19 protein-coding genes are annotated in these 22,409 nt (G+C 59.6%); 12 read left to right on the forward strand and 7 right to left on the reverse strand.

The window, feature by feature from the left end:
* Positions 1–192 precede the first annotated feature (192 nt).
* On the reverse strand, positions 193–1,320 hold the full coding sequence (locus ACEN8R_RS01895) for a branched-chain amino acid ABC transporter substrate-binding protein (protein ID WP_019580926.1): 1,128 nt from the start codon (positions 1,318–1,320) through the stop codon (positions 193–195).
* A 350-nt stretch (positions 1,321–1,670) separates the two neighbouring features.
* Between ACEN8R_RS01895 and ACEN8R_RS01900 the strand changes: the two genes are divergently transcribed.
* Entirely contained in the window at positions 1,671–1,976 is a 306-nt protein-coding gene (locus ACEN8R_RS01900; protein WP_026286481.1) for a DUF2288 domain-containing protein, read from the forward strand.
* A gap of 314 nt (positions 1,977–2,290) precedes the next feature.
* On the opposite strand, the gene ACEN8R_RS01905 is transcribed toward ACEN8R_RS01900, so the two are convergent.
* On the reverse strand, positions 2,291–4,489 hold the full coding sequence (locus ACEN8R_RS01905) for a hypothetical protein (protein WP_018926890.1): 2,199 nt from the start codon (positions 4,487–4,489) through the stop codon (positions 2,291–2,293).
* A gap of 197 nt (positions 4,490–4,686) precedes the next feature.
* Between ACEN8R_RS01905 and ACEN8R_RS01910 the strand changes: the two genes are divergently transcribed.
* Entirely contained in the window at positions 4,687–5,583 is an 897-nt protein-coding gene (locus ACEN8R_RS01910; RefSeq protein WP_167331186.1) for an NAD(P)-dependent oxidoreductase, read from the forward strand.
* Here ACEN8R_RS01910 and ACEN8R_RS01915 read toward each other — a convergent pair.
* Both ACEN8R_RS01915 and ACEN8R_RS01920 read right to left on the reverse strand, forming a co-directional pair.
* Positions 5,474–7,750 carry a putative bifunctional diguanylate cyclase/phosphodiesterase gene (locus tag ACEN8R_RS01915; RefSeq protein WP_018926888.1) on the reverse strand — a complete coding sequence of 759 codons (2,277 nt, stop codon included), beginning with the start codon at positions 7,748–7,750 and terminating at the stop codon, positions 5,474–5,476. The genes ACEN8R_RS01910 and ACEN8R_RS01915 overlap by 110 nt on opposite strands.
* A gap of 148 nt (positions 7,751–7,898) precedes the next feature.
* The gene (locus tag ACEN8R_RS01920) at positions 7,899–8,264 is read right to left on the reverse strand and encodes a YkgJ family cysteine cluster protein (protein ID WP_018926887.1); all 366 of its coding nucleotides are present in this window, start codon (positions 8,262–8,264) and stop codon (positions 7,899–7,901) included.
* Positions 8,265–8,526: 262 nt separating this feature from the next.
* Here ACEN8R_RS01920 and ACEN8R_RS01925 point away from each other — a divergent pair, with 262 nt between their 5' ends.
* Positions 8,527–9,894: a spinster family MFS transporter gene (locus ACEN8R_RS01925; RefSeq protein WP_256580779.1), complete on the forward strand. Its 1,368-nt coding sequence runs from the start codon at positions 8,527–8,529 to the stop codon at positions 9,892–9,894.
* A gap of 112 nt (positions 9,895–10,006) precedes the next feature.
* On the opposite strand, the gene rapA is transcribed toward ACEN8R_RS01925, so the two are convergent.
* Entirely contained in the window at positions 10,007–12,853 is a 2,847-nt protein-coding gene (gene rapA / locus ACEN8R_RS01930; RefSeq protein ID WP_018926884.1) for an RNA polymerase-associated protein RapA, read from the reverse strand.
* Between the two features lie 229 nt (positions 12,854–13,082).
* Here rapA and ACEN8R_RS01935 point away from each other — a divergent pair, with 229 nt between their 5' ends.
* From ACEN8R_RS01935 to ccoM, 3 genes are all read left to right on the forward strand, one after another.
* Entirely contained in the window at positions 13,083–13,424 is a 342-nt protein-coding gene (locus ACEN8R_RS01935) for a hypothetical protein (RefSeq protein ID WP_018926883.1), read from the forward strand.
* A 104-nt stretch (positions 13,425–13,528) separates the two neighbouring features.
* Complete coding sequence (locus ACEN8R_RS01940) at positions 13,529–13,690, forward strand: hypothetical protein (protein WP_007935839.1); 162 nt, start codon at positions 13,529–13,531, stop codon at positions 13,688–13,690.
* 144 nt (positions 13,691–13,834) lie between these two features.
* On the forward strand, positions 13,835–13,951 hold the full coding sequence (ccoM, locus tag ACEN8R_RS01945) for a cytochrome c oxidase subunit CcoM (RefSeq protein WP_018926882.1): 117 nt from the start codon (positions 13,835–13,837) through the stop codon (positions 13,949–13,951).
* 192 nt (positions 13,952–14,143) lie between these two features.
* Here ccoM and ACEN8R_RS01950 read toward each other — a convergent pair whose 3' ends face one another.
* Positions 14,144–15,619: an inorganic phosphate transporter gene (locus ACEN8R_RS01950; protein ID WP_018926881.1), complete on the reverse strand. Its 1,476-nt coding sequence runs from the start codon at positions 15,617–15,619 to the stop codon at positions 14,144–14,146.
* Between the two features lie 377 nt (positions 15,620–15,996).
* Entirely contained in the window at positions 15,997–16,197 is a 201-nt protein-coding gene (locus ACEN8R_RS01955; RefSeq protein ID WP_018926880.1) for a hypothetical protein, read from the reverse strand.
* A gap of 210 nt (positions 16,198–16,407) precedes the next feature.
* Here ACEN8R_RS01955 and ACEN8R_RS01960 point away from each other — a divergent pair, with 210 nt between their 5' ends.
* The 6 genes from ACEN8R_RS01960 to pcaF all read left to right on the forward strand — a co-directional run bounded on the left by ACEN8R_RS01960 (position 16,408) and on the right by pcaF (position 22,391).
* Positions 16,408–16,593, forward strand: coding sequence for a hypothetical protein (locus tag ACEN8R_RS01960; protein WP_138866217.1), 186 nt, complete (start codon positions 16,408–16,410; stop codon positions 16,591–16,593).
* Between the two features lie 261 nt (positions 16,594–16,854).
* The gene (pcaR, locus tag ACEN8R_RS01965) at positions 16,855–17,697 is read left to right on the forward strand and encodes a pca regulon transcriptional regulator PcaR (RefSeq protein ID WP_007935836.1); all 843 of its coding nucleotides are present in this window, start codon (positions 16,855–16,857) and stop codon (positions 17,695–17,697) included.
* Positions 17,698–17,985: 288 nt separating this feature from the next.
* The gene (gene pcaK / locus ACEN8R_RS01970) at positions 17,986–19,332 is read left to right on the forward strand and encodes a 4-hydroxybenzoate transporter PcaK (protein WP_018926878.1); all 1,347 of its coding nucleotides are present in this window, start codon (positions 17,986–17,988) and stop codon (positions 19,330–19,332) included.
* Positions 19,333–19,552: 220 nt separating this feature from the next.
* Positions 19,553–20,410 carry a CoA transferase subunit A gene (locus tag ACEN8R_RS01975; protein WP_495624552.1) on the forward strand — a complete coding sequence of 286 codons (858 nt, stop codon included), beginning with the start codon at positions 19,553–19,555 and terminating at the stop codon, positions 20,408–20,410.
* The gene (locus ACEN8R_RS01980) at positions 20,410–21,189 is read left to right on the forward strand and encodes a CoA-transferase subunit beta (protein ID WP_018926876.1); all 780 of its coding nucleotides are present in this window, start codon (positions 20,410–20,412) and stop codon (positions 21,187–21,189) included. The genes ACEN8R_RS01975 and ACEN8R_RS01980 overlap by 1 nt, the downstream gene beginning before the upstream one ends.
* Positions 21,186–22,391, forward strand: a complete 1,206-nt coding sequence (gene pcaF, locus ACEN8R_RS01985; RefSeq protein ID WP_173861175.1) for a 3-oxoadipyl-CoA thiolase — start codon at positions 21,186–21,188, stop codon at positions 22,389–22,391. Before ACEN8R_RS01980 ends, pcaF begins: the two co-directional genes overlap by 4 nt.
* Positions 22,392–22,409 lie beyond the last annotated feature (18 nt).

The raw sequence follows: 22,409 nt of genomic DNA on the forward strand, positions 1-22,409 counted from the left end.
GGTGGAGTCATGTTCCGGCCCGGGCTGTGTGGTCTGTGGCCACCTTCGCACGAGCGTTTGCCAGCGAACCGCTGGTGACGGTTTTAAGATTTTCAGGTAAGCCAACTCCCGGATCGCGGGACTCTGACTCATTAATCTCGTAAAACAAAGCCCACTGCTTGCGCAGTGGGCTTTATTAATCATGGAGCTAGCTTACTGAGGGGAAACTTCGGTTTTTGGTTTGCCGAAGTGCCACTCATAGACCACGAATTTGAAGTCTTTCAGGTCGCCCTTGCTGTCGAACGACAGATCACCGGTCGGGGTCTTGAAGGTGCCTTTGTGAATGGCTTCAGCCACCTTGGCGGTGTCTTCGCTCTTGGCAGCCTTGATACCTTCGGCAATCACTTCGACAGCCGAGTAGGCCGGGAACACGAACGGACCGCTTGGGTCCTGCTTCTTGTCGGCAAAGGCTTGTACCAGGGCTTTGTTGGCTGGGTCCTGGTCGAAGGATTTCGGCAGGGTGACCAACAGGCCTTCGGAAGCATTCTGGGCAATTTGCGAGATGGAGTCGTTGCCGACGCCTTCAGGCCCCATGAACTTGGCTTTCAGGCCTTTTTCCTGGGACTGACGCAGGATCAGGCCCAGCTCCGGGTGGTAGCCGCCGTAGTAGACGAAGTCGACGTTGGCTTGCTTGAGCTTCTGGATGATCGAGGAGAAGTCCTTGTCACCGGCGTTGAGGCCTTCGAACACGGCAACCTTAACGCCTTTCTTCTCAAGGGTCTGTTTCACGGCGGTGGCGATGCCTTCACCGTATTGCTGTTTGTCGTGCAGCACGGCAACGATTTTCGGTTTTACGTGATCGGCAATGTAGTTACCGGCGGCAGGGCCCTGGGCGCTGTCCAGGCCGATGGTGCGGAACACCAGCTTGTAACCACGGGTGGTGATGTCCGGGTTGGTGGCGGCCGGGGTGATCATGATCACGCCTTCGTCTTCGTAGATGTCCGAAGCTGGCTGGGTGGAGCTGGAGCACAGGTGGCCGACCACGAATTTCACACCATCGTTGACCACTTTGTTGGCGACGGCCACGGCTTGTTTAGGGTCGCACGCGTCGTCGTATTCCTTGGCTTCGAGCATCTTGCCGTCGACGCCGCCCTTCGCGTTGATCTGCTCGATGGCCATCTTGGCGCCGATGAACTGCATGTCACCGTATTGAGTGACCGGGCCGGTTTTAGGGCCGGCGATGCCGATCTTGATGGTGTCGGCGGCGAACGAATGGCTGGCAACCCCGGCCAGAACCATAGCGGCAAACAGTTTTGAAATCTGCTTAGTAGCCTTAGTCATAGTGCTCCACTCTTACTGTTGTAGTTTTTATAGTCCTGGCGCCGTAGCAGCAGAACCGGGTCAGATATCGTCGATATCCTCCGGAAAATGCCCCCGGCAACTGTACCGGTACAGTGTAGAGCGCCGATTGTTAGCCTGGGAAGCTGGCGCCAGGGGGCAAAACCTGAGGGTGTCGCTTTGTTGAAAGAAAAAGACAGAATCGCGGCAGGATGTTAGCTGGCTAATACTTGAAGCAGCAGCATTCCCTGGCTTTCCCGGGTTTTTCAATCGGTAACGCAATTGCATCCGGGTTTTTCTGGCGCAACACCGACGTTATCATTCACATCGATTTCTTTTGCGGACAGGAACCCATGACTCAAGAACCTAGCACCCTCTATGCCAAGCTGCTTGGTGAAACCGCATCTATTACCTGGAAAGAGTTGGAGCCGTTCTTCGCCAAGGGTGCCCTATTGTGGGTCGACCCAGGCCTGGATTTGATTGCTGCGGCGGAGGCGGTGGCGACCGATGAAGGCGAGAAAGTCGCTGCCTGGCTGGCCGCCGACAAGGTCGCCAAGCTGTCTGAAACGCGGGCGCTGGATCTTTTCGAGCGTGATCCGGAGCTGTGGGCCGTGGTTGTTTCGCCGTGGATTATGATCCAGGAAAGGGCGAAGGCTTGAATGCTTGCACCGATTTGGTGCTTTGTTTTGTCGGGCAAAAGTGTGTAGCCGAGTAGCGTGATGGCACGTTGCCGTGGAGAAAGGCCACAGAAAGGCCGGTATAACGGTGACGTAAACGTAACGGGAACAGTTTATTGAGCAGCCGATGGGCTGCTCAATTGTTTCTGGGTGTTGTGATAGTTCCCACGCTCTGCGTGGGAATGCAGCCCGGGACGCTCTGCGCCCCAAAAGCGGACGCGGAGCGTCCATTGAGGCGTTCCCACGCGGAGCGTGGAAACGATCATCACAAGGCTGCGATCGTTAAAGGCTCGACCTCAATAAGCCGTCTTGCCCGTATGGTTATTCAGCGAAATAACCTTGGTCTTGCCAATCCGGTGACGGTAGATCTCGCGCAGGTACTTGATCGCCTTCTTCACGCAATCGCGCGACAAACGAATGTCATTGATCGAGACGAACTTGTCCTTGTCGTTGATCAGCTCGCGGTACTTCTTCTCGTACATCGGTTTGATCGCGTACCAGTTGGTGTCGAGGATCTTCGCCGGGTTTTCGAATTCGTTGAGCAGATCGTCGATCCGGTCTTCGTCGAAGTCTTCATGGATGATGAAGTCCAGGATCGAGTTATCCAGCGTTTCGTCGAAGCGATACGGATTTTTTGCGAAGCAACGCTTGATGAACGCCACGATCAGCGTCAGGAAGTCGTCCGACAGGCACGGGCTCTTGGCGATCAGGGTGGTCAGCGACAGGTTGGCCGAGGCGCCGATCACCAGTGCATAACGCTTGAGCGTGGTGTTGGGGAACAGGCTGTTGAGGTGAGTCTTCAACCGGTTCAGGTCCATGTAGGACAGTTTGTAGTCTTTAGGCAGGGACACGATCGACACCACCGAGGAGCAATTCTTGAAGAAGTGCAGGTCGTGCAAGGCGGCCGCGTCATAGCCCGAATTCTTGTACTGCTCGAGCGAGGCGCGGTAGCGCTTGGACTCGATTGGCAACAGGCTGATGCCTTCAATCGCCTGAGTGACTTTGTTGAAGTGCGGCAGGTCGATGGAACGGAAGAACAGATCGTCGATGTTCAAGCGCTGCGGCTCTTTGTCGAACACCTTGAATTTGTCACTGCTCGGTGGCGGGGTTTCCGGCACCACGGACTCGGCGTAGGCAATTGCCACCGGGCCGGCCAGGCTCATGAACAGATCGTTGGCGTCCAGGCGAATGGTTTCGCCGATGTCGATGCCTGCGCGACGGAAATAGTTCTGGTCGTAGTCGGTGGTGACCGCCTGCGCCGTCAGAATGTTGAAGATCTGCTGTGAGATGTACTGGTTGGCGTGCTTTTCCATCGCGTTGACGTCGATATTCTGGATGTTGCCGTCATCGCTTTCTTCGGCATAACGCATGATGTCGTTGGAGATCAGCATCATCGCGTTCCATGGGCGGATACGGCCCATGACACTGGCTTCGCTGCTGTCTTCGTTGGCGAAGTTGTAGGAGAAGTCCCACTCTTCCGACAGGTATTTGCACAGCAGGCGACCGGCGTTGATGTGCAGCGCTTCGGACATTTCACTGCGGTGATCGGAAATGTTCGGCAGTACGCAGATGCCGCTGGTGAAGATCGGCTCGAAGACGAAGGAATGGCCGCTCTTGCCGTCGTGTTCGTCCATCGGCTTGGTGTCGAACGTCTTGTTCATGTACGAGTGCTGCTGGGCCAGGCCGAATTCCGAGGCCATGCCCGAACCGGTACCGCCGCCGGCACTGAAGATCGAGAAGTACAGGCGCGACTGGTTGGCCTTGATCCCGCAGCTGTCGATCAGGTACGAGTGAATCATCTTCCAGTCGGGGCTGGAGAAGCGCTGGGTGTCCTTGTTCAGGATGATCTTGGCCAGGTACTGGCCGAGGATCGGCGCGTTACCGGCGCCACCGGCGTGGACTTCCGACAAGTCCATGATTTTCATTTTGCTGTAGTCGCGCAAAAAGCCGCTTTTTTCGCCCTTGCGCGAGAAACGGATGCGACCGGCGATGTCCTTGTCCAGGTCGCCGAGCATCACCAGCGGTTCCACCAGGAATACCGGTTTGGTGGCCTTGTTCGGCCCCAGGCGCAGGTTGTTGCGAATCCACTGCGCCGGGCTGTAGCCCTTTTCGGCGTAGCGTTTATCCGGCGACGGACGGTCTTCGTTGTTGAATTCGTTGAGGTAGAACTTGCGGGCGTTGTACACCAGCTCCGCCACGTCCAGCGCGATGTTCGAACCGCAGCGGCCCAGGCCGATCAGGCACACCGAGGGGAATTCCTGGTCGTTGTGCTGTTCGTTGTCGCCTTCCAGATGGGGCGGGCGCGGGAACACCAGGTCGCGCAGGCCGTCGAGGTTGTCGAGGATGCGGTCGGTATTGGTTTCGGTGAAGTACAGGTATTGCTGAGTCGACAGCGGACGCGACGGGGGCAATGGCTTCGACGATGAGGGGCTGTTCGCCGCGGGGCTCAGGGTCAGGTCGGATACCGCGGTGGCCGGATTGTTTTTAGAAGTCATTGTGCGCCATATACCTGGACTGGTCGGCTCGGCGACAAGTGTCATCGAGTCATCACGGAATGGGATCTCGCGTCTTTTTTTAGCGCGAATGTAGCCCAAGCGTCAGGGCCTTGGCCTGAACATCGCTCGGGGGAATCCTTTCCTTAACCATGATGAATCGGCCAATATTCGATGATCTTTAATCAAGGGGAGGCTAAATGATGGCAACGTTGCCTGCGCTGGGGTTCGCCGGAATCGGGCTGATGGGTTTGCCGATGTGCCGACGCCTGTTAGCGGCCGGTTACCCGCTGACGGTGTGGAACCGCAACCCGGCCAAGTGTGCAGTGCTGGTCGAGGCTGGTGCGCGGCAAGTGGCGACACCGGCCGAGCTGTGTCAGCACGCCGACGTGGTGATGTTGTGCCTGGCCGATACCGCGGTGGTTCGTGAGGTGGTGTTTGGCGCGGCTGGCGTTGCCAAGGGGGCGAAAAGCGGCCAGTTGCTGGTGGATTTTTCCAGCCTGGAGCCCACCGCAACGCGGGAAATGGCCACAGCACTGGCCAATAAAACCGGGATGGGTTGGCTCGATGCGCCAGTGTCCGGCGGGGTGGTCGGCGCCGAGGCCGGCAGTCTGGCGATCATGGTTGGTGGCGAGGCGGCAGACCTGGCGCGCGTGCGGCCGGTGTTGCTGACCCTTGGCCAGCGCGTGACCCACATGGGCGCGATCGGCGCGGGGCAGGTGACCAAGGCCTGCAATCAGATGATCGTCGCCTGCAATGCCTTGGTCATTGCTGAAGTGGTGAGCCTGGCCGAGCGCTCCGGGGTCGATGCCAGCCTCATTGCCGAGGCGCTGGCCGGTGGTTTCGCCGATTCAAAACCGTTGCAGATTCTCGCGCCGCAAATGGCCGAAAGCCGTTTCGAGCCCGTGAAATGGCACGTACGTACGTTGCTGAAGGATCTCGATACCGCCGTGAAGTTTTCCCGCGAACAGGGTTCGGCCACGCCGATCAGCGGATTGGCCGCACAACTGATGCGCCTCCATGGGGGGCAGGGGTTCCTGGAAAAGGATCCTTCGACGTTAGTGCAGTTGTACCGTGAGCCAGACTCAACGGATTGACGGCATGCGTGTGCTGGTTGATTTCGGCCAGTACCGGCCGCAACTCAGCCAGCGGCACCGGATGGCTAAGCAGGTAGCCCTGGACGAAATCGCAGCCGTGGCGTTGGAGAAAGTCGTATTGCTCGAGGGTCTCGACGCCTTCGGTGACGACCTGCAAATGCAGGGTGTGGGCCATGACGATAATGGCCTGGACGATTTCCATGTCCTGGGTGGCCTTGGGGATGTCCTGAATGAACGAGCGGTCGATCTTCAGCGTGTTTAATGGCAGGCGCCTGAGGTAGGCCAGGGATGAATAGCCGGTGCCGAAGTCGTCGATCGACAACGAAACGCCAAGGGCGCGAATCTGCCGCAGCAACACCAGGGTATTGGAAATATTGCCCATCAGCGCATTCTCGGTCACCTCCAGCTCCAGTCGCTGGGGCGTCACCCCGTAGATGCGCAGGGCGTGTTCGATTTCATCGGCCAGTTCTTCTCGCGCCAGGTTCAGGGGCGAGCAATTCACTGCGATCTTGAGGTCTTCGCAATCGTGGCGGGACAGTTCGCCCAGGTCTGCGCAGGCTTTGCGCAATACCCAATTGTCCAGTTCGGCGATCAGGCCGTTGGCCTCGGCGATGGCGATGAACCGGTCCGGCGTCAGCAATCCGTGAACCGGGTGTTGCCAGCGGACCAGCGCTTCCAGTTTGGTGACTCGGCCGATTCTCAGGTCATAGATCGGCTGGTAATACAGCATCAATCCGGAGTCTTCGCGCAGGGCGTGACGCAGTTCTTCTTCGAGTTGCAACTCCAGGGTGGCGCGGGCTTTCAGGTTGGAACTGAAAAAGTGCAACCCGTTACGACCGCTGCCCTTGGACTGATACAGCGCCAGGTCGGCGTGCTTCAGCAGTTCTTCGCAGGTCTTGCCGTCTTCCGGAAACAGACTGATACCGATGCTGGTGGTCATGACCATGCGCCGTCCGGACAGCTCGATGGGGTCCTTCATTTTCAGCATGATGCGCTGGGCCATATGCCGCGCTTCTTCACGGTCGTACAGGTTGATGAGGAGGCAGAATTCGTCGCCTCCGAAACGCGCCACCACGTCTTCGTGGCTGCGCACCGAAGCCTTGATATGGCTGGCGAGGACTTTGAGCAATTCGTCGCCGGCGTCATGGCCAAGGCTGTCGTTGATTCGCTTGAAGTGGTCGATGTCGAGGAATATCACCGCGAGCATGCCGCCTTCGTTGGTTTTTTCGATGAGTTTTTCGGCGAAGAGCTGGTTGAAGCCCCGGCGGTTGAGCAGGTTGGTCAAGGGGTCGTAATGCGCCACCTGTTGCAGCGACATGCGTGCCTGATCCAGTTGACCGAGCAGGGCGTTGACCCGCTGCAGGTCGGACTCCTTATGTTGCAGCTTCTTGTCCGCCAGTGCGGCACTGATGCTGCTGCCGATGATCAACAGCGCCATCACTGCCACTGTCAGCCCCAGTTGCAGGTGATTGTTGTCACCGGGCAGCGGTTGAAGGCTGTCGTCGGGCAGCACCAGGTTGAGCGATGCCATGCCGGTGAAATGCATGCTGACAATGCCGGCCCCGAGCACCAGGCTGGCGGTGTATTTGAGCAGTAGATGATACGCACCGGTGTCATCGCGCAAGTGACTGGAAATCAACAGGGCAGCCAGGCTGGCACCGATGGCGATCACCACGGAGAGCACGAACAGAGCGGGTTGGTAATAGACCAGCGCATTCGATCGCAGTGCGGCCATGCCCACGTAGTGCATGGTCGCGATACCCAGGCCGATCCACACCGCGGCCCGCAGGTATTGCCAGAAATTCAGTTGGGGATGGCTCAGGGTGTACATGGCCAGCCACGAGGCGGTCAGGGCGAACAACAGCGAGATCAGGGTGGTGGGCAGGTGGTAATGGATTTCGATCGGCACCTGGAACGCCAGCATGCTGATGAAGTGCATGGACCAGATACCGCCCGCCAGACACCCGGCGCCGACCCAGCGCCAGAGTCGTTGAGAGGCGGACTTTTCCACATGACCCACCCGCTCGGTCATGTCCAGCGTGGCGAAACCGGCCGTGCAGGCGACCAGATAGGCCAGCAACACCAGAAACGGGTTATGGGTGCAATTGAGTATGACCTGCCCGCTGTCCGGCAGCCCGGTCATGAAATGCAAACCAAGCCACTCCATAGCATGTCCCGTCTGTGAGTCATCTTGGCCTGCGTCATGCGCGCTGGCGAATGCTGGCAGTATAGAGGGCTTACACGGAGCGCAAGGGATGATAGCGCAATGATGTCAAATATTTTTCGAATGGCTTGATTGCGGTCGCTGCCAAGCCTTAGGCGATCTGCTCAAAAGGCGTTTCGAATTCAGGCTGCAGGGCGGGCAGCCCGAACGCGGCCCTTGCCGCATCGCAATCCACGTTCGCCTCGCCATTGGCCCAAGAGGCGTCGAACTCCCGACAAGTGCTGGAGCGCTGATCATAAATCGAGCACTGCACGGTGCTGCCCACTTCACCCACCAGACCGACACAGCGAACAGGTTTGCAGTCTGTGCCCAGCATGGCCACCCGGCTGGGGCTGATGGACGTGACCAGTTCGTCAGGCACCGTGCCCCCGGCCGAGGTGCATTCACCCCAGAAAAAAGACACGCGGAAATGAGAACAGCAGGCACCGCAATTCAGACACGGACTGGCTTCGGACATGGGCAATGATCAAAGGAGGAATGGGAACGGGGTGGGCAGACAAGGCCGCTATTCTAGGCTTCGCCATGCCGTTGGGAAGGGGGGCGCAGAGGTATTTTTCCAGCCTGCGACTGATGGTGAAAAACCTGGCTTCCTGACAGCACTGATCCCACAGGTTATGTGTGGCGCCATGGGCTGATATCAGCCTTGCGAATAATGACAGACAGCCCTGACGGGCCTGACTAGATTGGAGGTTCCGGGGACAGTGACGGCCCCAACAACAATAAAAAGAGACGGACCCATGCAGAACTCGACCCAAGCGGCGAATGCCTGGCGCATTCTGTTCCTGTTGTTCCTGGCCAACCTGTTCAACTTCTTCGATCGCACCATTCCGGCGATCATCATCGAGCCGATCCGCATGGAATGGCACCTCAGCGACTTTCAGCTGGGGATCATCGGGACTGCATTCACCATCGTTTACGCCATTGCCGGCCTGCCTCTGGGGCGATTGGCCGATACTGGCTCGCGCAGCAAACTGATGGGCTGGGGCCTGGCGGCATGGAGCGGGCTGACCGCGGTCAACGGGTTGGTGGGCAGTTTCTGGAGTTTCCTGATCGTGCGGATGGGCATCGGCATCGGTGAAGCCAGTTACGCGCCGGCTGCCAACTCGCTGATCGGCGACTTGTTCCCGGCGCATCGTCGGGCGCGGGCCATGGGCATTTTCATGCTCGGCTTGCCGTTGGGCCTGCTGCTGGCGTTCTTCACCATTGGTGCGATGGTGAAGGCGTTCGACAGCTGGCGTGCGCCGTTCTTTATCGCGGCGGTGCCGGGGTTGATCCTGGCGGTCTTCATGTTCTTCATCAAAGAGCCGAAACGTGGCGCGGCGGAAAGCGTGCAGGTTTCACAGGAGCGTGTGGACCGGCCGATCCGTCGAGTGCTGGCGGTACCGACTTTTCTGTGGCTGGTGATGGCGGGGCTTTGTTTCAACTTCGCCACCTATGCCTGCAACTCGTTTCTGGTGCCGATGCTGCAGCGTTATTTTCTGATGCCGTTACAGGACGCGGCGGTGGCGACCGGGGTGATCGTCGGAGTGACCGGGTTGTTCGGCCTGACATTAGGCGGATGGATTGCCGACAAGATTCACCAGCGGGTGGCCAACGGGCGACTGCTGTTCGCCGCGTTCAGCCTGATCATTTCGACGTTGTGCACGGCTTGGGCGCTGCATGCCGGGCGGATCGAGATCGGGGTATTTGTCGCGGTATTCAGCCTGGGGTGGTTATTCGCCTACAACTTCTACACCTGCGTGTACACGGCGATTCAGGACGTGGTCGAACCACGCCTGCGGGCGACGGCGATGGCGTTGTTCTTTGCCGGGTTGTATCTGTTGGGCGGTGGTTTGGGGCCGGTGGTGGTGGGCGGTCTGTCCGATCACTTCGCCCATACCGCGATGCTCTCGGCGGGTGCCGAGCAGATGACCGAGGCATTCAAGGCTGTCGGCCTGCATGACGCGATGTACCTGATCCCGGTGGCGCTGTTTTTCACCATGGTGTTTCTGTTTTTGGCATCGCGGTGTTTTGTGCGGGATGCCAAGCGGATGAAAGAAGGGTTGGTGGCGGTGGTTGAGCCAAAGGGTGCTGCGGTCACGGCCTGAGGATTGATCGTTCCCACGCTCTGCGTGGGAATGATCGGCGGGCGGGACAAGGCAAACAAAAAGGCCCGCATCGCTGCGGGCCTTTTCACTTTTGGCGATGGAGCAGGGCGGTTTAGCCCGCTACCAACACCCGAATCGCTTCCAGTCGCAATGCCGCTTTGTCGAGCATGGCCAGGCCTTGCTCGCGCTGCTTGCGCAGGGCAACCAGTTCGCTGTCGCGCACGGTCGGGTTGACCGCTTGCAAGGCGGTCAGGCGCGCCAGTTCTTCGTCGGTATCGGCCGCCAGGCGACGTTGTGCCTCGGCCACGCGCTCGGCGTGACGCGGGGTGATCTTCTCTTCGCCGGCGTTGATCCGTGGCGTCAGCTGGTCGCGCTGGGCCTGGATGAACTTGTTGGCGCTGGCGCGGGGCACGCTTTCCAGTTGATCGTTCAGGGTTTCGAACGACACCCGGGCCGACAGGTCATTGCCATTGGCATCAAGCAGGCAGCGCAGGGCGGCCGGCGGCAGGTAACGGCCCAGTTGCAGCGAACGCGGGGCAACCACTTCGCTGACATAGAGCAGTTCCAGCAACACGGTGCCCGGTTTCAGCGCCTTGTTCTTGATCAGCGCCACGGCGGTGTTGCCCATCGAGCCGGACAGGACCAGGTCCATGCCGCCCTGAACCATCGGGTGCTCCCAGGTGATGAACTGCATGTCTTCACGAGACAGCGCCTGGTTGCGGTCGTAGGTGATGGTCACGCCTTCGTCGTCGCCCAGCGGGAAGCTGGCGTCGAGCATTTTTTCGCTGGGCTTGAGGATCAGCGCGTTTTCCGAATGGTCTTCGCTGTCGATGCCGAAGGCGTCGAACAGGGTTTCCATGTAGATCGGCAGGGCGAACTGATCGTCCTGTTCGAGAATCGCTTCGACCAGCGCATCGCCTTCACCCGCGCCGCCGGAGTTGAGTTCCAGCAAGCGGTCGCGACCGGTGTGCAGTTCGTCTTCCAGACGCTCACGCTCGGCGCGGGCCTCGTCGATCAGTGCTTTCCACTCACCATCGTCGGTCTCTTCCAGCAGCGGCAGCAGGCGCGGGCCGAACTGATGCTGCAAGGCGTTGCCGGTCGGGCAGGTGTTGAGGAATGCGTTCAGCGCTTCGTGGTACCACTGGAACAGCCGCTCTTGCGGGCTGGTTTCCAGGTATGGCACGTGCAGTTCGATGACGTGCTTCTGGCCGATCCGGTCGAGACGACCGATGCGTTGCTCCAGCAGGTCCGGGTGCGACGGCAGGTCGAACAGCACCAGATGGTGCGAGAACTGGAAGTTACGGCCTTCACTGCCGATTTCCGAGCAGATCAGCACCTGGGCGCCGAATTCTTCGTCCGCGAAGTAGGCGGCGGCGCGGTCACGCTCAAGGATGTTCATGCCTTCGTGGAACACCGTGGCCGGAATGCCGGAACGCACGCGCAGGGCGTCTTCCAGGTCCATGGCTGTTTCGGCGTGGGCACAGATCACCAGCACTTTGGTGCGCTTGAGCATTTTCAGGGTGTCGATCAGCCATTCGACGCGCGGGTCGAATTTCCACCAGCGTTCTTCTTCGTTGGCGTCCGGCTGGGACTGGAAGCTGACTTCCGGGTACAGCTCGATGTGATCGCCCAACGGCAGTTCGAGGTATTCGGCCGGGCACGGCAGCGGGTACGGGTGCAGTTTGCGCTCCGGGAAACCCTGCACGGCGGCGCGGGTATTACGGAACAGCACGCGGCCAGTGCCATGGCGGTCCAGCAGTTCGCGGACCAGACGGGCGCAGGCTTCGGTATCGCCATCGTTGACTGCGCTCAGCAGGGCTTCGCCTTCGTTACCGAGGAAGCCGTGAATGGTCTTGTGCGCTTCAGGCGACAGGCGCCCTTTGTCCAGCAACTCCTGAACGGCTTCGGCCACCGGGCGATAGTTTTCGCTCTCGGCGCGGAAGGCATGCAGGTCATGGAAACGATTCGGGTCGAGCAGGCGCAGACGGGCGAAGTGGCTGTCCTGGCCCAGTTGTTCCGGGGTTGCGGTCAGCAGCAATACGCCCGGGATCGTTTCAGCAAGCTGCTCCACCAGGGAGTACTCAGGGCTGACCTGGTCTTCGTGCCACACCAGGTGGTGCGCTTCGTCGACCACCATCAAATCCCAGCCGGCGGCGAACAACGCGTCCTGGGCTTTCTCGTCTTCCACCAGCCATTCGAGCGCCACCAGGGCAAGCTGGGTGTCTTCGAACGGGTTGGTGGCATCGCTTTCGATGAAGCGTTCTTCATCGAACAGTGCAACTTGCAGGTTGAAGCGGCGGCGCATCTCCACCAGCCACTGGTGCTGGAGGTTTTCCGGCACCAGGATCAGCACGCGGTTGGCGCGGCCCGAGAGCAGTTGGCGATGGATCACCAGACCGGCTTCGATGGTCTTGCCCAGGCCCACTTCGTCGGCCAGCAGAACGCGCGGCGCGATACGGTCGGCGACTTCACGGGCGATGTGCAACTGGTGCGCGATCGGTTGCGCGCGCACACCGCCCAGGCCCCAGAGCGACGATTGCAACTGGCGGCTGGTGTGTTCCAGGGTGTGATAACGCAGGGAGAACCAGGCCAGCGGGTCGATCTGGCCGGCGAACAGACGGTCGCTCGCCAGTCGGAACTGAATGAAGTTCGACAGTTGGGTTTCCGGCAGGGTGACCACTTCGTTCTGCCCATTGAGGCCGTGGTAGACCAGCAGGCCGTCAATGTCGTCGACTTCCTGTACGGTCAGTTTCCAGCCCTCGAAGTGAGTAATCGAGTCACCCGGCGAAAACCGCACGCGGGTGAGGGGCGCATTCCGTAGCGCATACTGGCGAGTGTCGCCAGTGGCCGGGTAGAGCACGGTCAACAAGCGGCCGTCCTGTGCCAGAACGGTGCCTAAACCCAGCTCGGCTTCGCTGTCACTGATCCAGCGTTGCCCCGGTTGATACTGCTGCGCCATGCTGCCTGACTCCCACCTTGAAAAAGCGGGCTATCTTAACGGAATGAGCCTTCAGGGCCAAAGGATTACTCAATAGGAGCTACCGAAGGTTGCGATCTTTTGATCTTCAAGTCCTGAAAAGATCGCAGCCTTCGGCAGCTCCTGTCTGTGCGTTGGGTCACAAGTTTTCGACCGATGGCTCAAGTCGCCATCCCCGCAGCCGACAGCCTGCTGACAGGAGACCAAAAATATGCTGCCACCGATGCTCCCCTTGAGCGCCGTGCCGATCACTTCACAGCAGGATCCGATCCGCCAGCGCCCGGATATTCCCCCCGTGGTGTCGGTGCAGGAAAGCTCCAATGAAAGCACCATCGACCTGCAAAACCGCGACCCGGAAGAGGCGGGCCTGCAGCTGCGCGAGGAGCAGCGTCGGCAACAGGAACGGGAGCGGCGCCGTCGCGAGGCCGATGAGGATCCTGAAGAGCATTTGGCGATCCCCGGTAATGAGCTCAATGCCGACAATACCGTGCCGGTGGTGCCGTTGATGGAGAGTCAGCCACGTCAGGGGTTGTGGGTCGATATCGAGATCTGAAGTGTCGGAGACTGGTCAGCGCCCGCGCCAGACCGCATTATTGGCGCAATCCTGTCGCCTTTAGCCGGCAGCTGAATTCATTTCCAAGCGATGCACTGAACGCCATGAGCCAAGATGACAAGCTGATCGACCTCAATTCTGAACGTGCCAAACGGGTTCATGACCTAAATGAAAAGCGCCTGAACGAAGTGCGCCAGGCATTTGAGCAGGCCATGCCGTTGGGTAAAGCGAAGAAAAAGCCGAAGAACAAACCGAAAAAGCGTTGAAACACCCTGCATCCGTTGATGCAGGTCAGTTATTTCCCTTCCTTTACGCCCAGTCTCGGGCGGCATTGATCCCGGTCAATTTTCTCTCCTGCCCGATTGGTTAACTTAGCCCCATCGCAACAGGGCAAGTCCAGGAGGCCAGTCATGTTTTTCGATAACGTGGTGATCGCCGGAGTGCTGACAGTCGGCCTCATGGTTCTGTTTTTTGCAGGGTTTGGATTTTTTATCTGGAAGGATTCGCATAAGCGGAGAAAACCGTAGTTCTTTCTGGAGCAATGAGCACGCAAGGCATTTTGGGCGACTTCGGTCGCCCTTTTTTTTGTGCGATCGAAAGGGACGCGGAGCGTCCCGGGCTGCATTCCCACGCAGAGCGTGGGAACGATCTAATACCGAAATGCGGGCAATAAAAAAGGCGCGAACCTCACGGAACGCGCCTTTTTCAGTAGCGGTGTATCAGCTACCCAGTGCCTTGGAGGCCAGCCAGAACAGGCCGGCCGACAGGGCTACGGTGGCTGGCAGGGTCAGGACCCAGGCCAGCAGGATGGTTCTGACAGTACCGCCTTGCAGGCCGCTTTTGTTCGCGACCATGGTGCCGGCCACGCCTGAGGACAGGACGTGGGTAGTGGAGACGGGCAGGCTGAAGATGTTGGCCAGGCCGATCATGCTCGCGGTGGTGATCTGCGCCGACATGCCTTGGGCATAGGTCATGCCTTGCTTGCCGATTTTCTCGCCGATGGTCAGTACCACGCGCTTCCAGCCGACCATGGTACCCAGGCCGAGGGCCAGTGCGACCGCCAGAATCACCCAGAACGGGGCGTATTCAGTGGTGGTGGTCAGGTCCTTGCGCAGTTTGTCCAGGTCAGCCTTTTCACGGGCAGCTAGGCCAGGCAGCTTGCTGACTTTCTTCGCCGTGTCGTCCAGGCAGAGCAGGTAACGACGCACTTCGATGCGGCTTTCCGCCGGCAGCGAGTGGTAGTCAGCTACACCCTTGAGGGTGTCGAGCAGGGCGGCGATGGTCGGTTCGGTCTGTTGCGGGTTGCAACGGAATTTCTCCGGCAGATCACCTTCCACGCTTTTGCCCAGGGCCAGGAACTCACCCAGCGTATCGGCATTGCGCTTGTAGAACTGGCTCAGGTGCAGGGTCGCATCGCGCGTCCGTTCGATCTGGTAGGTGGTGCTGCCCAGGTCGAGTACGAACTGCGCCGGGACGATACCGATCAGCACCAGCATGATCAGGCCGATACCTTTCTGGCCATCGTTCGAGCCGTGCACGAAGCTGACCGCCATGGCCGAAATCACCAGTACCAGACGGTTCCAGAACGGCGGGTGTTTCTTGTCGTCGATCTTGCGGCGCTGTTCCGGTGTCTTGTGCATCTTGGACAGCGGACGCCACCATTTAAGGCCGATCAGCACCAGGGCGGCAACGAGGAAGCCGGCCATCGGCGAGAACACCAGGGACGCGCCGATGTCGATCGCTTTCTGCCAGTTCACGCCGTCGGCCAACGGAATGTCGTTGATCAGGGCGTTGGCCAGGCCGACACCGAGGATCGAACCGATAAGCGTATGGGAACTGGAGGCCGGAATACCGAAGTACCAGGTGCCCAGGTTCCAGGTGATGGCGGCGGCGAGTAACGAGAACACCATGGCCAGCCCGTGACCGGTGTTCACATTGATCAACAGTTCTACCGGCAGCAGATGGACGATGGCATACGCCACCCCCACACCGCCCAGCAGCACGCCGAGGAAGTTGAACACACCGGAAAAGAACACCGCCAGATGAGGCGGCATGGCTTTGGTGTAGATAACAGTGGCCACCGCGTTTGCGGTGTCATGAAAGCCGTTGATGAACTCGAAGGCGAGGACAAAGGCCAGGGCGAGCAAGAGGCTCACAAGCACCCAAGCATCCAGTCCGCTGAATAAATCGATCATGAAGGTTTTCTGACCCGTTCGTAAGGGGGCGCGATTATGCCAGAAAAGACTGATAATCGATGCACTTGCTGCTCATCGGTTACATTCTTCAATGAATTAGTGGATGGCAATCCCCTGAATCCCAGGGTTTTTCAGGGGCCTACAAGTCATTGAATTCGCTTGGAAAGGCAGCTGCCACAAGGGTTTCTCTCGTTGGGACGAGAGGCTTGAACGCTTGTGTGAAATATCTGAGAAGAAGGTCAGGCAAGAGCCGTTTGCCTCATCGAATGGATGAGGAAGCCGCTGCCCGCTTGTAGCGGGCGCGAAAAGCACCATCGATACAACCCGTTTTTAACGGGTGCAGACGCAGGCTCTTGAAAGGATTCAAGTCGAGGCGGTCATGGCTCTTCGGCTTTGAGTTCCTTTTCCATCTTCTGCAATTCCTGGGTGAAGGCCTGATCCTGAACGGTGGCGCGTTTACGCCAGGGTTTGCGTTCGGGTTCGGGCTGAGCGGCGTAGGTGGTGATTTCCCCGCCGTAAACTTCCTTGTAACGTTGTTCCTGGCGCTCAAGTTCCGCGCGCAGTTCGTCTTTCGTCACAGTGCTACCTAATTGAGTTGAGATTAATTCTGGTGAAACGCGCTGCATCGATCTATTGACCATGCTCGTCGAAAGGGCAATGCCTGATACGACATCGTTCCCACGGCATAATCAATACTTCAATGTTGCAGGCGGCCACGGCACCAGAGAAAAACAGCTGACGCAGCATCAGTCTCCTGTTTCAGCGAGCGCGTTGGCGGAACATATTAAATGAGCGTCAAGCGCTTGCTGCGGACAGCGGCGATGGATATCGCGCTGCCGGCGGGCGGAATCGGTACAAAAAAACCGGTCGCCTCTGAAATGCATTATAGCGGTCGATTCGAAGAACACTATCTCTTGGCAGTTAAAAGTAGTTCCTCATGTGTGATTGTTTTGTTGCTCGCAACTTGCCGGTAACTACGGTGGACTGATGCCAGTTGCAGTGGTGACTTTCTGGCGCCATTAAGCCGGACAAATTATTACATCGTTCTCCTTTAAACCAGTGACCGAAAATAACAACCGTATTGTGGGTGAGTGAAAGCAGGATGGCTGAATGCACGCAGCACGATTGCGATTATCGGTCTGTGGTTCGATAATCGCCCAATCCTGGCAGCCGCTGGCTTGTGTGTCAGACCGGGGCCGCTTGTAATAGTCGCTGATCCGTGTGGGGAACCTGATATGAACGATCAAATGCGCAATTCCTTCGCTTCAGTGGCGCCGCCGATCGTCGCCTCGCCCGCCAAGCGAATCCAGGCCCTGACCGGTGACCCGGATTTCATGACTTCCCTGGCCCGTGGCCTGGCGGTGGTGCAAGCGTTCCAGGAGCGCAAGCGGCACCTGACCATTGCACAGATCAGCCACCGCACGGAAATTCCCCGCGCCGCTGTGCGACGTTGCCTGCATACGCTGATCAAGCTCGGCTACGCCACCACCGACGGGCGCACCTATTCGCTGCTGCCCAAAGTCTTGACCCTGGGCCATGCCTATCTGTCGTCGACTCCACTGGCGGTGTCTGCCCAGCCGTACCTGGACCGCATGAGCGAGCAACTGCACGAGGCCTGCAACATGGCCACGCTGGAGGGTGATGACATTTTGTACATTGCGCGCTCGGCGACTACCCAGCGGCTGATTTCCGTCGACCTCTCGGTGGGTGGGCGCTTGCCGGCCTATTGCACCTCCATGGGCCGGATTCTGCTCGCCGCGCTGGACGACACGTCGCTGCGCGAATACCTCGACCATGCAGACTTGCAAGCCAAGACCAGTCGCACCCTGCACACCCCCGAGGCCTTGCTCGAATGCTTGCAAGAAGTACGGCGACAAGGCTGGTGCATCGTCGATCAGGAACTGGAGCAAGGCCTGCGCTCGATTGCCGTGCCGGTGTATGACGCTTCTGGCCAGGTAGTGGCGGCGCTGAACGTCAGCACCCATGCCGGCCGGGTCAGCCGCAGCGAGCTGGAGCAACGTTTCCTGCCAGGTCTGTTGAGTGCCAGCCGCGACTTGAGTGCGCAGCTGTTCGCCTAAGCTGTTCGATAAACGCACAGAGTCGCGTTTATCGAATTGACGCTGTTTCTCTCGGATCATTAATGTCGCGGCAGCGTCATCCGGCGCTGCTGGCCTTCAGCCGGTTACCGGACGACGACCCAATAATAATGAGAAGAGGCATCGTCATGTGCACGTTTCCCCACTGTCGCTGTTCCCACCGGCTTAGCTGCCGAAACCGGATCGCCTGATCCCGACCTTCTTTTCTTGTGACAGCGTCAGCCTCGGCTGGCACTTGTTCGACTGCGTTCTTTGCGTGGAATAAAAATAATGAACCAGCCTCAGTCTGCTGTAGGGAACTGCCTCGATGTGCAGTCCTTCATCAACGCTCAACCCATTTCGCGCTACCAATGGCGGGTGGTGATCCTGTGTTTCCTGATCGTCTTCCTCGATGGCCTCGACACCGCGGCCATGGGGTTTATCGCGCCGGCATTGTCCCAGGACTGGGGCATCGATCGCGCCAGCCTCGGCCCGGTGATGAGTGCGGCACTGATCGGCATGGTCTTTGGCGCCTTGGGTTCCGGGCCGTTGGCTGACCGCTTCGGGCGAAAAGTCGTACTGGTAGGCGCGGTGTTGTTGTTCGGTGCGTTCAGCCTGGCATCGGCTTACAGCACCAATGTCGATCAACTGCTGGTGCTGCGTTTCCTCACCGGCCTGGGCCTGGGCGCCGGCATGCCGAACGCGACCACGCTGCTGTCCGAATACACCCCGGAACGCAAGAAGTCCCTGCTGGTGACCAGCATGTTCTGCGGCTTCAACCTCGGCATGGCCGGGGGCGGTTTCATCTCGGCCAAACTGATCCCGGCCTTCGGCTGGCACAGCCTGTTGATGATCGGCGGGATTTTACCGCTGATACTCACCGTCGTTTTGCTGTTGTGGTTGCCTGAATCGGCGCGCTATCTGGTGGTGCGCAATCGCGGTACCGACAAAGTGCGCAAGGCTCTGGCACCGATCGACCCAGCGCTGGTGGCCCAGGCTTCGAGCTTCAGCGTGCCGGAACAGAAAACCGTGAAGGCACGCAATGTGTTCGCGGTGATCTTCTCCGGCACTTACAGCACCGGCACATTGTTGCTGTGGCTGACGTACTTCATGGGGCTGGTGATTGTTTATCTGCTGACCAGTTGGTTGCCGACGCTGATGCGTGACAGCGGCGCGAGCATGGAGCAGGCCGCATTCATTGGTGCGCTGTTCCAGCTGGGTGGGGTGTTGAGCGCAGTGGGCGTGGGTTGGGCGATGGACCGGTTCAATCCGCACAAGGTCATCGGCACTTTCTACCTATTGGCTGGGGTGTTTGCCTACGCGGTAGGGCAGAGCCTGGGCAACATCGCCGTGCTGGCGACCCTGGTGCTGGTGGCCGGGATGTGTGTCAACGGCGCGCAATCGGCAATGCCGTCGCTGGCGGCGCGTTTTTACCCGACGCAAGGGCGGGCGACCGGTGTGTCGTGGATGCTTGGGATTGGCCGCTTCGGCGCGATCCTCGGGGCGTGGATGGGCGCGACGTTGCTGGGCCTGGGCTGGAACTTCGAGCAGGTGTTGACGGCTCTGGTGATTCCGGCCGCGTTGGCGACCACGGCGGTGGTGATCAAGGGCATGGTCAGCCATGCGGATGCGACCTGATCCGGCTTGAGAGTGATCGTTCCCACGCCGAGCGTGGGAACGATCTGAAATGCTTTTTTGGGATCGGTAGTGAGGTAACAATCTGTTCGATAAACGAACACTCAGTCGATTATCGGATTGTTTGGGTTGTTCCAGGGGCTTAATCTTCAGTCATTCCGGCGCTGCGCATCGGCGCCTTTTTCCCACACTGTCGGTTCATAACAAAACGGGAGCCTGCCCCATGGCTGAAATCCTTTCGCTGCATGACGCGGTGAAGCAGTTCGTCAACGACGGCGATACCGTCGCGCTCGAAGGCTTCACTCACCTGATTCCTACGGCGGCCGGTCACGAAATCATTCGCCAGGGCAAGAAAGACCTGACCCTGGTGCGGATGACGCCTGACCTGATCTACGACCAGTTGATCGGTGCCGGTTGTGCTCGCAAACTGATTTTCTCCTGGGGCGGCAACCCTGGCGTCGGTTCGCTGCACCGTCTGCGCGACGCAGTCGAGCGGCAGTGGCCGCATGCGCTGGAAATCGAAGAGCACAGCCACGCCGACCTGGCCAATGCCTACGTCGCGGGCGCTTCGGGCTTACCGTTCGCGGTGCTGCGAGCCTACGCCGGTTCCGACCTGCCGAAGGTCAACCCGCTGATCAAGACCGTCACGTGCCCGTTCACCGGCGAAGTGCTGGCGGCGGTGCCGTCGGTGCGCCCGGACATCACCGTGATTCACGCGCAGAAAGCCGACCGCCAAGGCAACGTGCTGCTCTGGGGCATTCTCGGGGTGCAAAAAGAAGCGACGCTGGCGGCCAAGCGTTGCATCGTCACCGTCGAAGAAATCGTCGATGACCTCAATGCACCGATGAACGCTTGCGTGCTGCCGACCTGGGCTCTGAGCGCGGTCTGCCACGTACCGGGCGGCGCGCATCCGTCCTACGCCCACGGTTACACCGAGCGTGACAACCGCTTCTACCAGGCCTGGGACCCGATTGCCCGCGACCGTGAAACCTTCACCGCGTGGATCAACGAGTACATCCACGGCTGCGCTGACTTCAGCGAGTTCCAGGCCAAGCTGGCCGCTGCTTCGGAGGCCAAGTAATGACTTACACCACCAATGAAATGATGACCGTCGCCGCCGCCCGCCGCCTGAAAAACGGTTCGGTGTGCTTCGTTGGTATCGGCCTGCCGTCGAAAGCCGCCAACCTGGCGCGACTGACGTCCTCGCCCGATGTAGTCCTGATCTACGAATCGGGTCCGATCGGTGCCAAGCCAAGCGTACTGCCATTGTCGATCGGTGACGGCGAGCTGGCGGAAACCGCCGACACCGTCGTCCCGACCGGTGAGATTTTTCGCTACTGGCTGCAGGGCGGGCGCATTGACGTCGGTTTCCTCGGCGCCGCGCAAGTCGACCGTTTCGGCAACATCAACACCACTGTGGTCGGCGACTACCATCAGCCGAAAGTTCGTCTGCCAGGTGCCGGTGGCGCGCCGGAGATTGCCGGTTCCGCCAAGAGCGTGTTGATCATCCTCAAGCAGTCGGCGCGCTCCTTTGTCGACAAGCTCGACTTCATTACCTCGGTTGGTCATGGCGAGGGCGGTGATTCGCGCAAACGTCTCGGCCTGCCAGGCGCCGGTCCTGTCGGCATTATTACCGACCTGTGCATCATGGAACCGGAAGCCGGCACCCATGAATTCGTGGTCACCGCGCTGCACCCAGGGGTGACCCGCGAGCAAGTGATCGCGGCCACCGGTTGGCCGATTCGTTTTGCCGACGCCGTTGAAAACACTGCCGAGCCAACCGAAGTCGAGTTGACCGCGCTGCGTGATCTGGAAGCCCGCACTGCGGCGGCCCACGGCCAAGCACCCGGAGAAGCCTGATGCGCGACGTTTATATCTGTGACGCGATTCGTACCCCCATCGGCCGTTTCGGCGGTGGCCTGTCGGCGGTTCGCGCCGATGACCTGGCCGCCGTGCCGATCAAGGCGCTGATGGCGCGCAACCCGTCGGTGGACTGGAACGCGGTGGACGAGGTGTTCCTCGGCTGCGCCAACCAGGCCGGCGAAGACAACCGCAACGTGGCTCGCATGGCGTTGCTGCTGGCGGGGCTGCCGGAAACCATTCCTGGCGTCACCCTCAATCGCCTCTGCGCTTCGGGCATGGACGCTATCGGCACTGCGTTTCGGGCTATCGCCAGCGGTGAGATGGAGTTGGCGATTGCCGGTGGCGTCGAATCGATGTCCCGCGCGCCATTCGTGATGGGCAAGGCGGACGCGGCGTTTTCGCGCAACATGAAGCTGGAAGACACCACCATCGGCTGGCGTTTCATCAATCCGTTGATGAAAGCCCAGTACGGCGTCGATGCTATGCCGCAAACCGCTGATAACGTGGCCGACGATTACCAGGTTTCCCGCGAGGATCAGGACGCTTTCGCACTGCGCAGTCAGCAACGGACAGCCGCCGCGCAAGCCGCAGGATTTTTCGCCGAAGAAATCGTTGAAGTGCGCATTGCCCACAAGAAGGGTGAAACAGTGGTCAGCCAGGACGAACATCCTCGCGCCGACACTACACTCGAAACCCTGGCCAAACTCAAACCGGTCAACGGCCCCGACAAAACCGTCACCGCCGGCAATGCCTCCGGTGTGAACGACGGTGCCGCAGCGCTGATTTTGGCTTCGGCCGAAGCCGTGAAGAAACACGGCCTGACCGCCCGCGCCAAAGTGCTCGGCATGGCCAGCGCCGGTGTCGCACCACGGGTGATGGGTATCGGCCCGGTGCCGGCGGTGCGTAAATTGACTGAGCGCCTGGGCGTGGCGGTCAACGATTTCGACGTGATCGAACTCAACGAAGCCTTCGCCAGCCAGGGTCTGGCGGTGCTGCGTGAACTGGGACTGGCGGATGACGCGGCCCAGGTCAACCCGAACGGTGGCGCCATTGCCTTGGGCCATCCGCTGGGCATGAGCGGTGCGCGTCTGGTGCTGACTGCACTGCATCAACTGGAAAAGACGGGCGGCAAGAAAGGCTTGGCGACCATGTGTGTCGGTGTCGGTCAGGGCCTGGCCCTGGCGATCGAACGGGTCTGACGCACAGAAGCGACTAAT

This window comes from Pseudomonas sp. Pseusp15, from assembly GCF_059492165.1.

Bases quoted from the DNA above. Each gene is read 5' to 3' on its own strand.
- ACEN8R_RS01895 (WP_019580926.1), bottom strand. From the start codon at position 1,320: ATGACTAAGGCTACTAAGCAGATTTCAAAACTGTTTGCCGCTATGGTT.
- ACEN8R_RS01900 (WP_026286481.1), top strand. From the start codon at position 1,671: ATGACTCAAGAACCTAGCACCCTCTATGCCAAGCTGCTTGGTGAAACC.
- ACEN8R_RS01905 (WP_018926890.1), bottom strand. From the start codon at position 4,489: ATGACTTCTAAAAACAATCCGGCCACCGCGGTATCCGACCTGACCCTG.
- ACEN8R_RS01910 (WP_167331186.1), top strand. From the start codon at position 4,687: ATGATGGCAACGTTGCCTGCGCTGGGGTTCGCCGGAATCGGGCTGATG.
- ACEN8R_RS01915 (WP_018926888.1), bottom strand. From the start codon at position 7,750: ATGGAGTGGCTTGGTTTGCATTTCATGACCGGGCTGCCGGACAGCGGG.
- ACEN8R_RS01920 (WP_018926887.1), bottom strand. From the start codon at position 8,264: ATGTCCGAAGCCAGTCCGTGTCTGAATTGCGGTGCCTGCTGTTCTCAT.
- rapA (WP_018926884.1), bottom strand. From the start codon at position 12,853: ATGGCGCAGCAGTATCAACCGGGGCAACGCTGGATCAGTGACAGCGAA.
- ACEN8R_RS01935 (WP_018926883.1), top strand. From the start codon at position 13,083: ATGCTGCCACCGATGCTCCCCTTGAGCGCCGTGCCGATCACTTCACAG.
- ACEN8R_RS01940 (WP_007935839.1), top strand. From the start codon at position 13,529: ATGAGCCAAGATGACAAGCTGATCGACCTCAATTCTGAACGTGCCAAA.
- ccoM (WP_018926882.1), top strand. From the start codon at position 13,835: ATGTTTTTCGATAACGTGGTGATCGCCGGAGTGCTGACAGTCGGCCTC.
- ACEN8R_RS01950 (WP_018926881.1), bottom strand. From the start codon at position 15,619: ATGATCGATTTATTCAGCGGACTGGATGCTTGGGTGCTTGTGAGCCTC.
- ACEN8R_RS01960 (WP_138866217.1), top strand. From the start codon at position 16,408: ATGAGCGTCAAGCGCTTGCTGCGGACAGCGGCGATGGATATCGCGCTG.
- pcaR (WP_007935836.1), top strand. From the start codon at position 16,855: ATGAACGATCAAATGCGCAATTCCTTCGCTTCAGTGGCGCCGCCGATC.
- pcaK (WP_018926878.1), top strand. From the start codon at position 17,986: ATGAACCAGCCTCAGTCTGCTGTAGGGAACTGCCTCGATGTGCAGTCC.
- ACEN8R_RS01975 (WP_495624552.1), top strand. From the start codon at position 19,553: ATGGCTGAAATCCTTTCGCTGCATGACGCGGTGAAGCAGTTCGTCAAC.
- ACEN8R_RS01980 (WP_018926876.1), top strand. From the start codon at position 20,410: ATGACTTACACCACCAATGAAATGATGACCGTCGCCGCCGCCCGCCGC.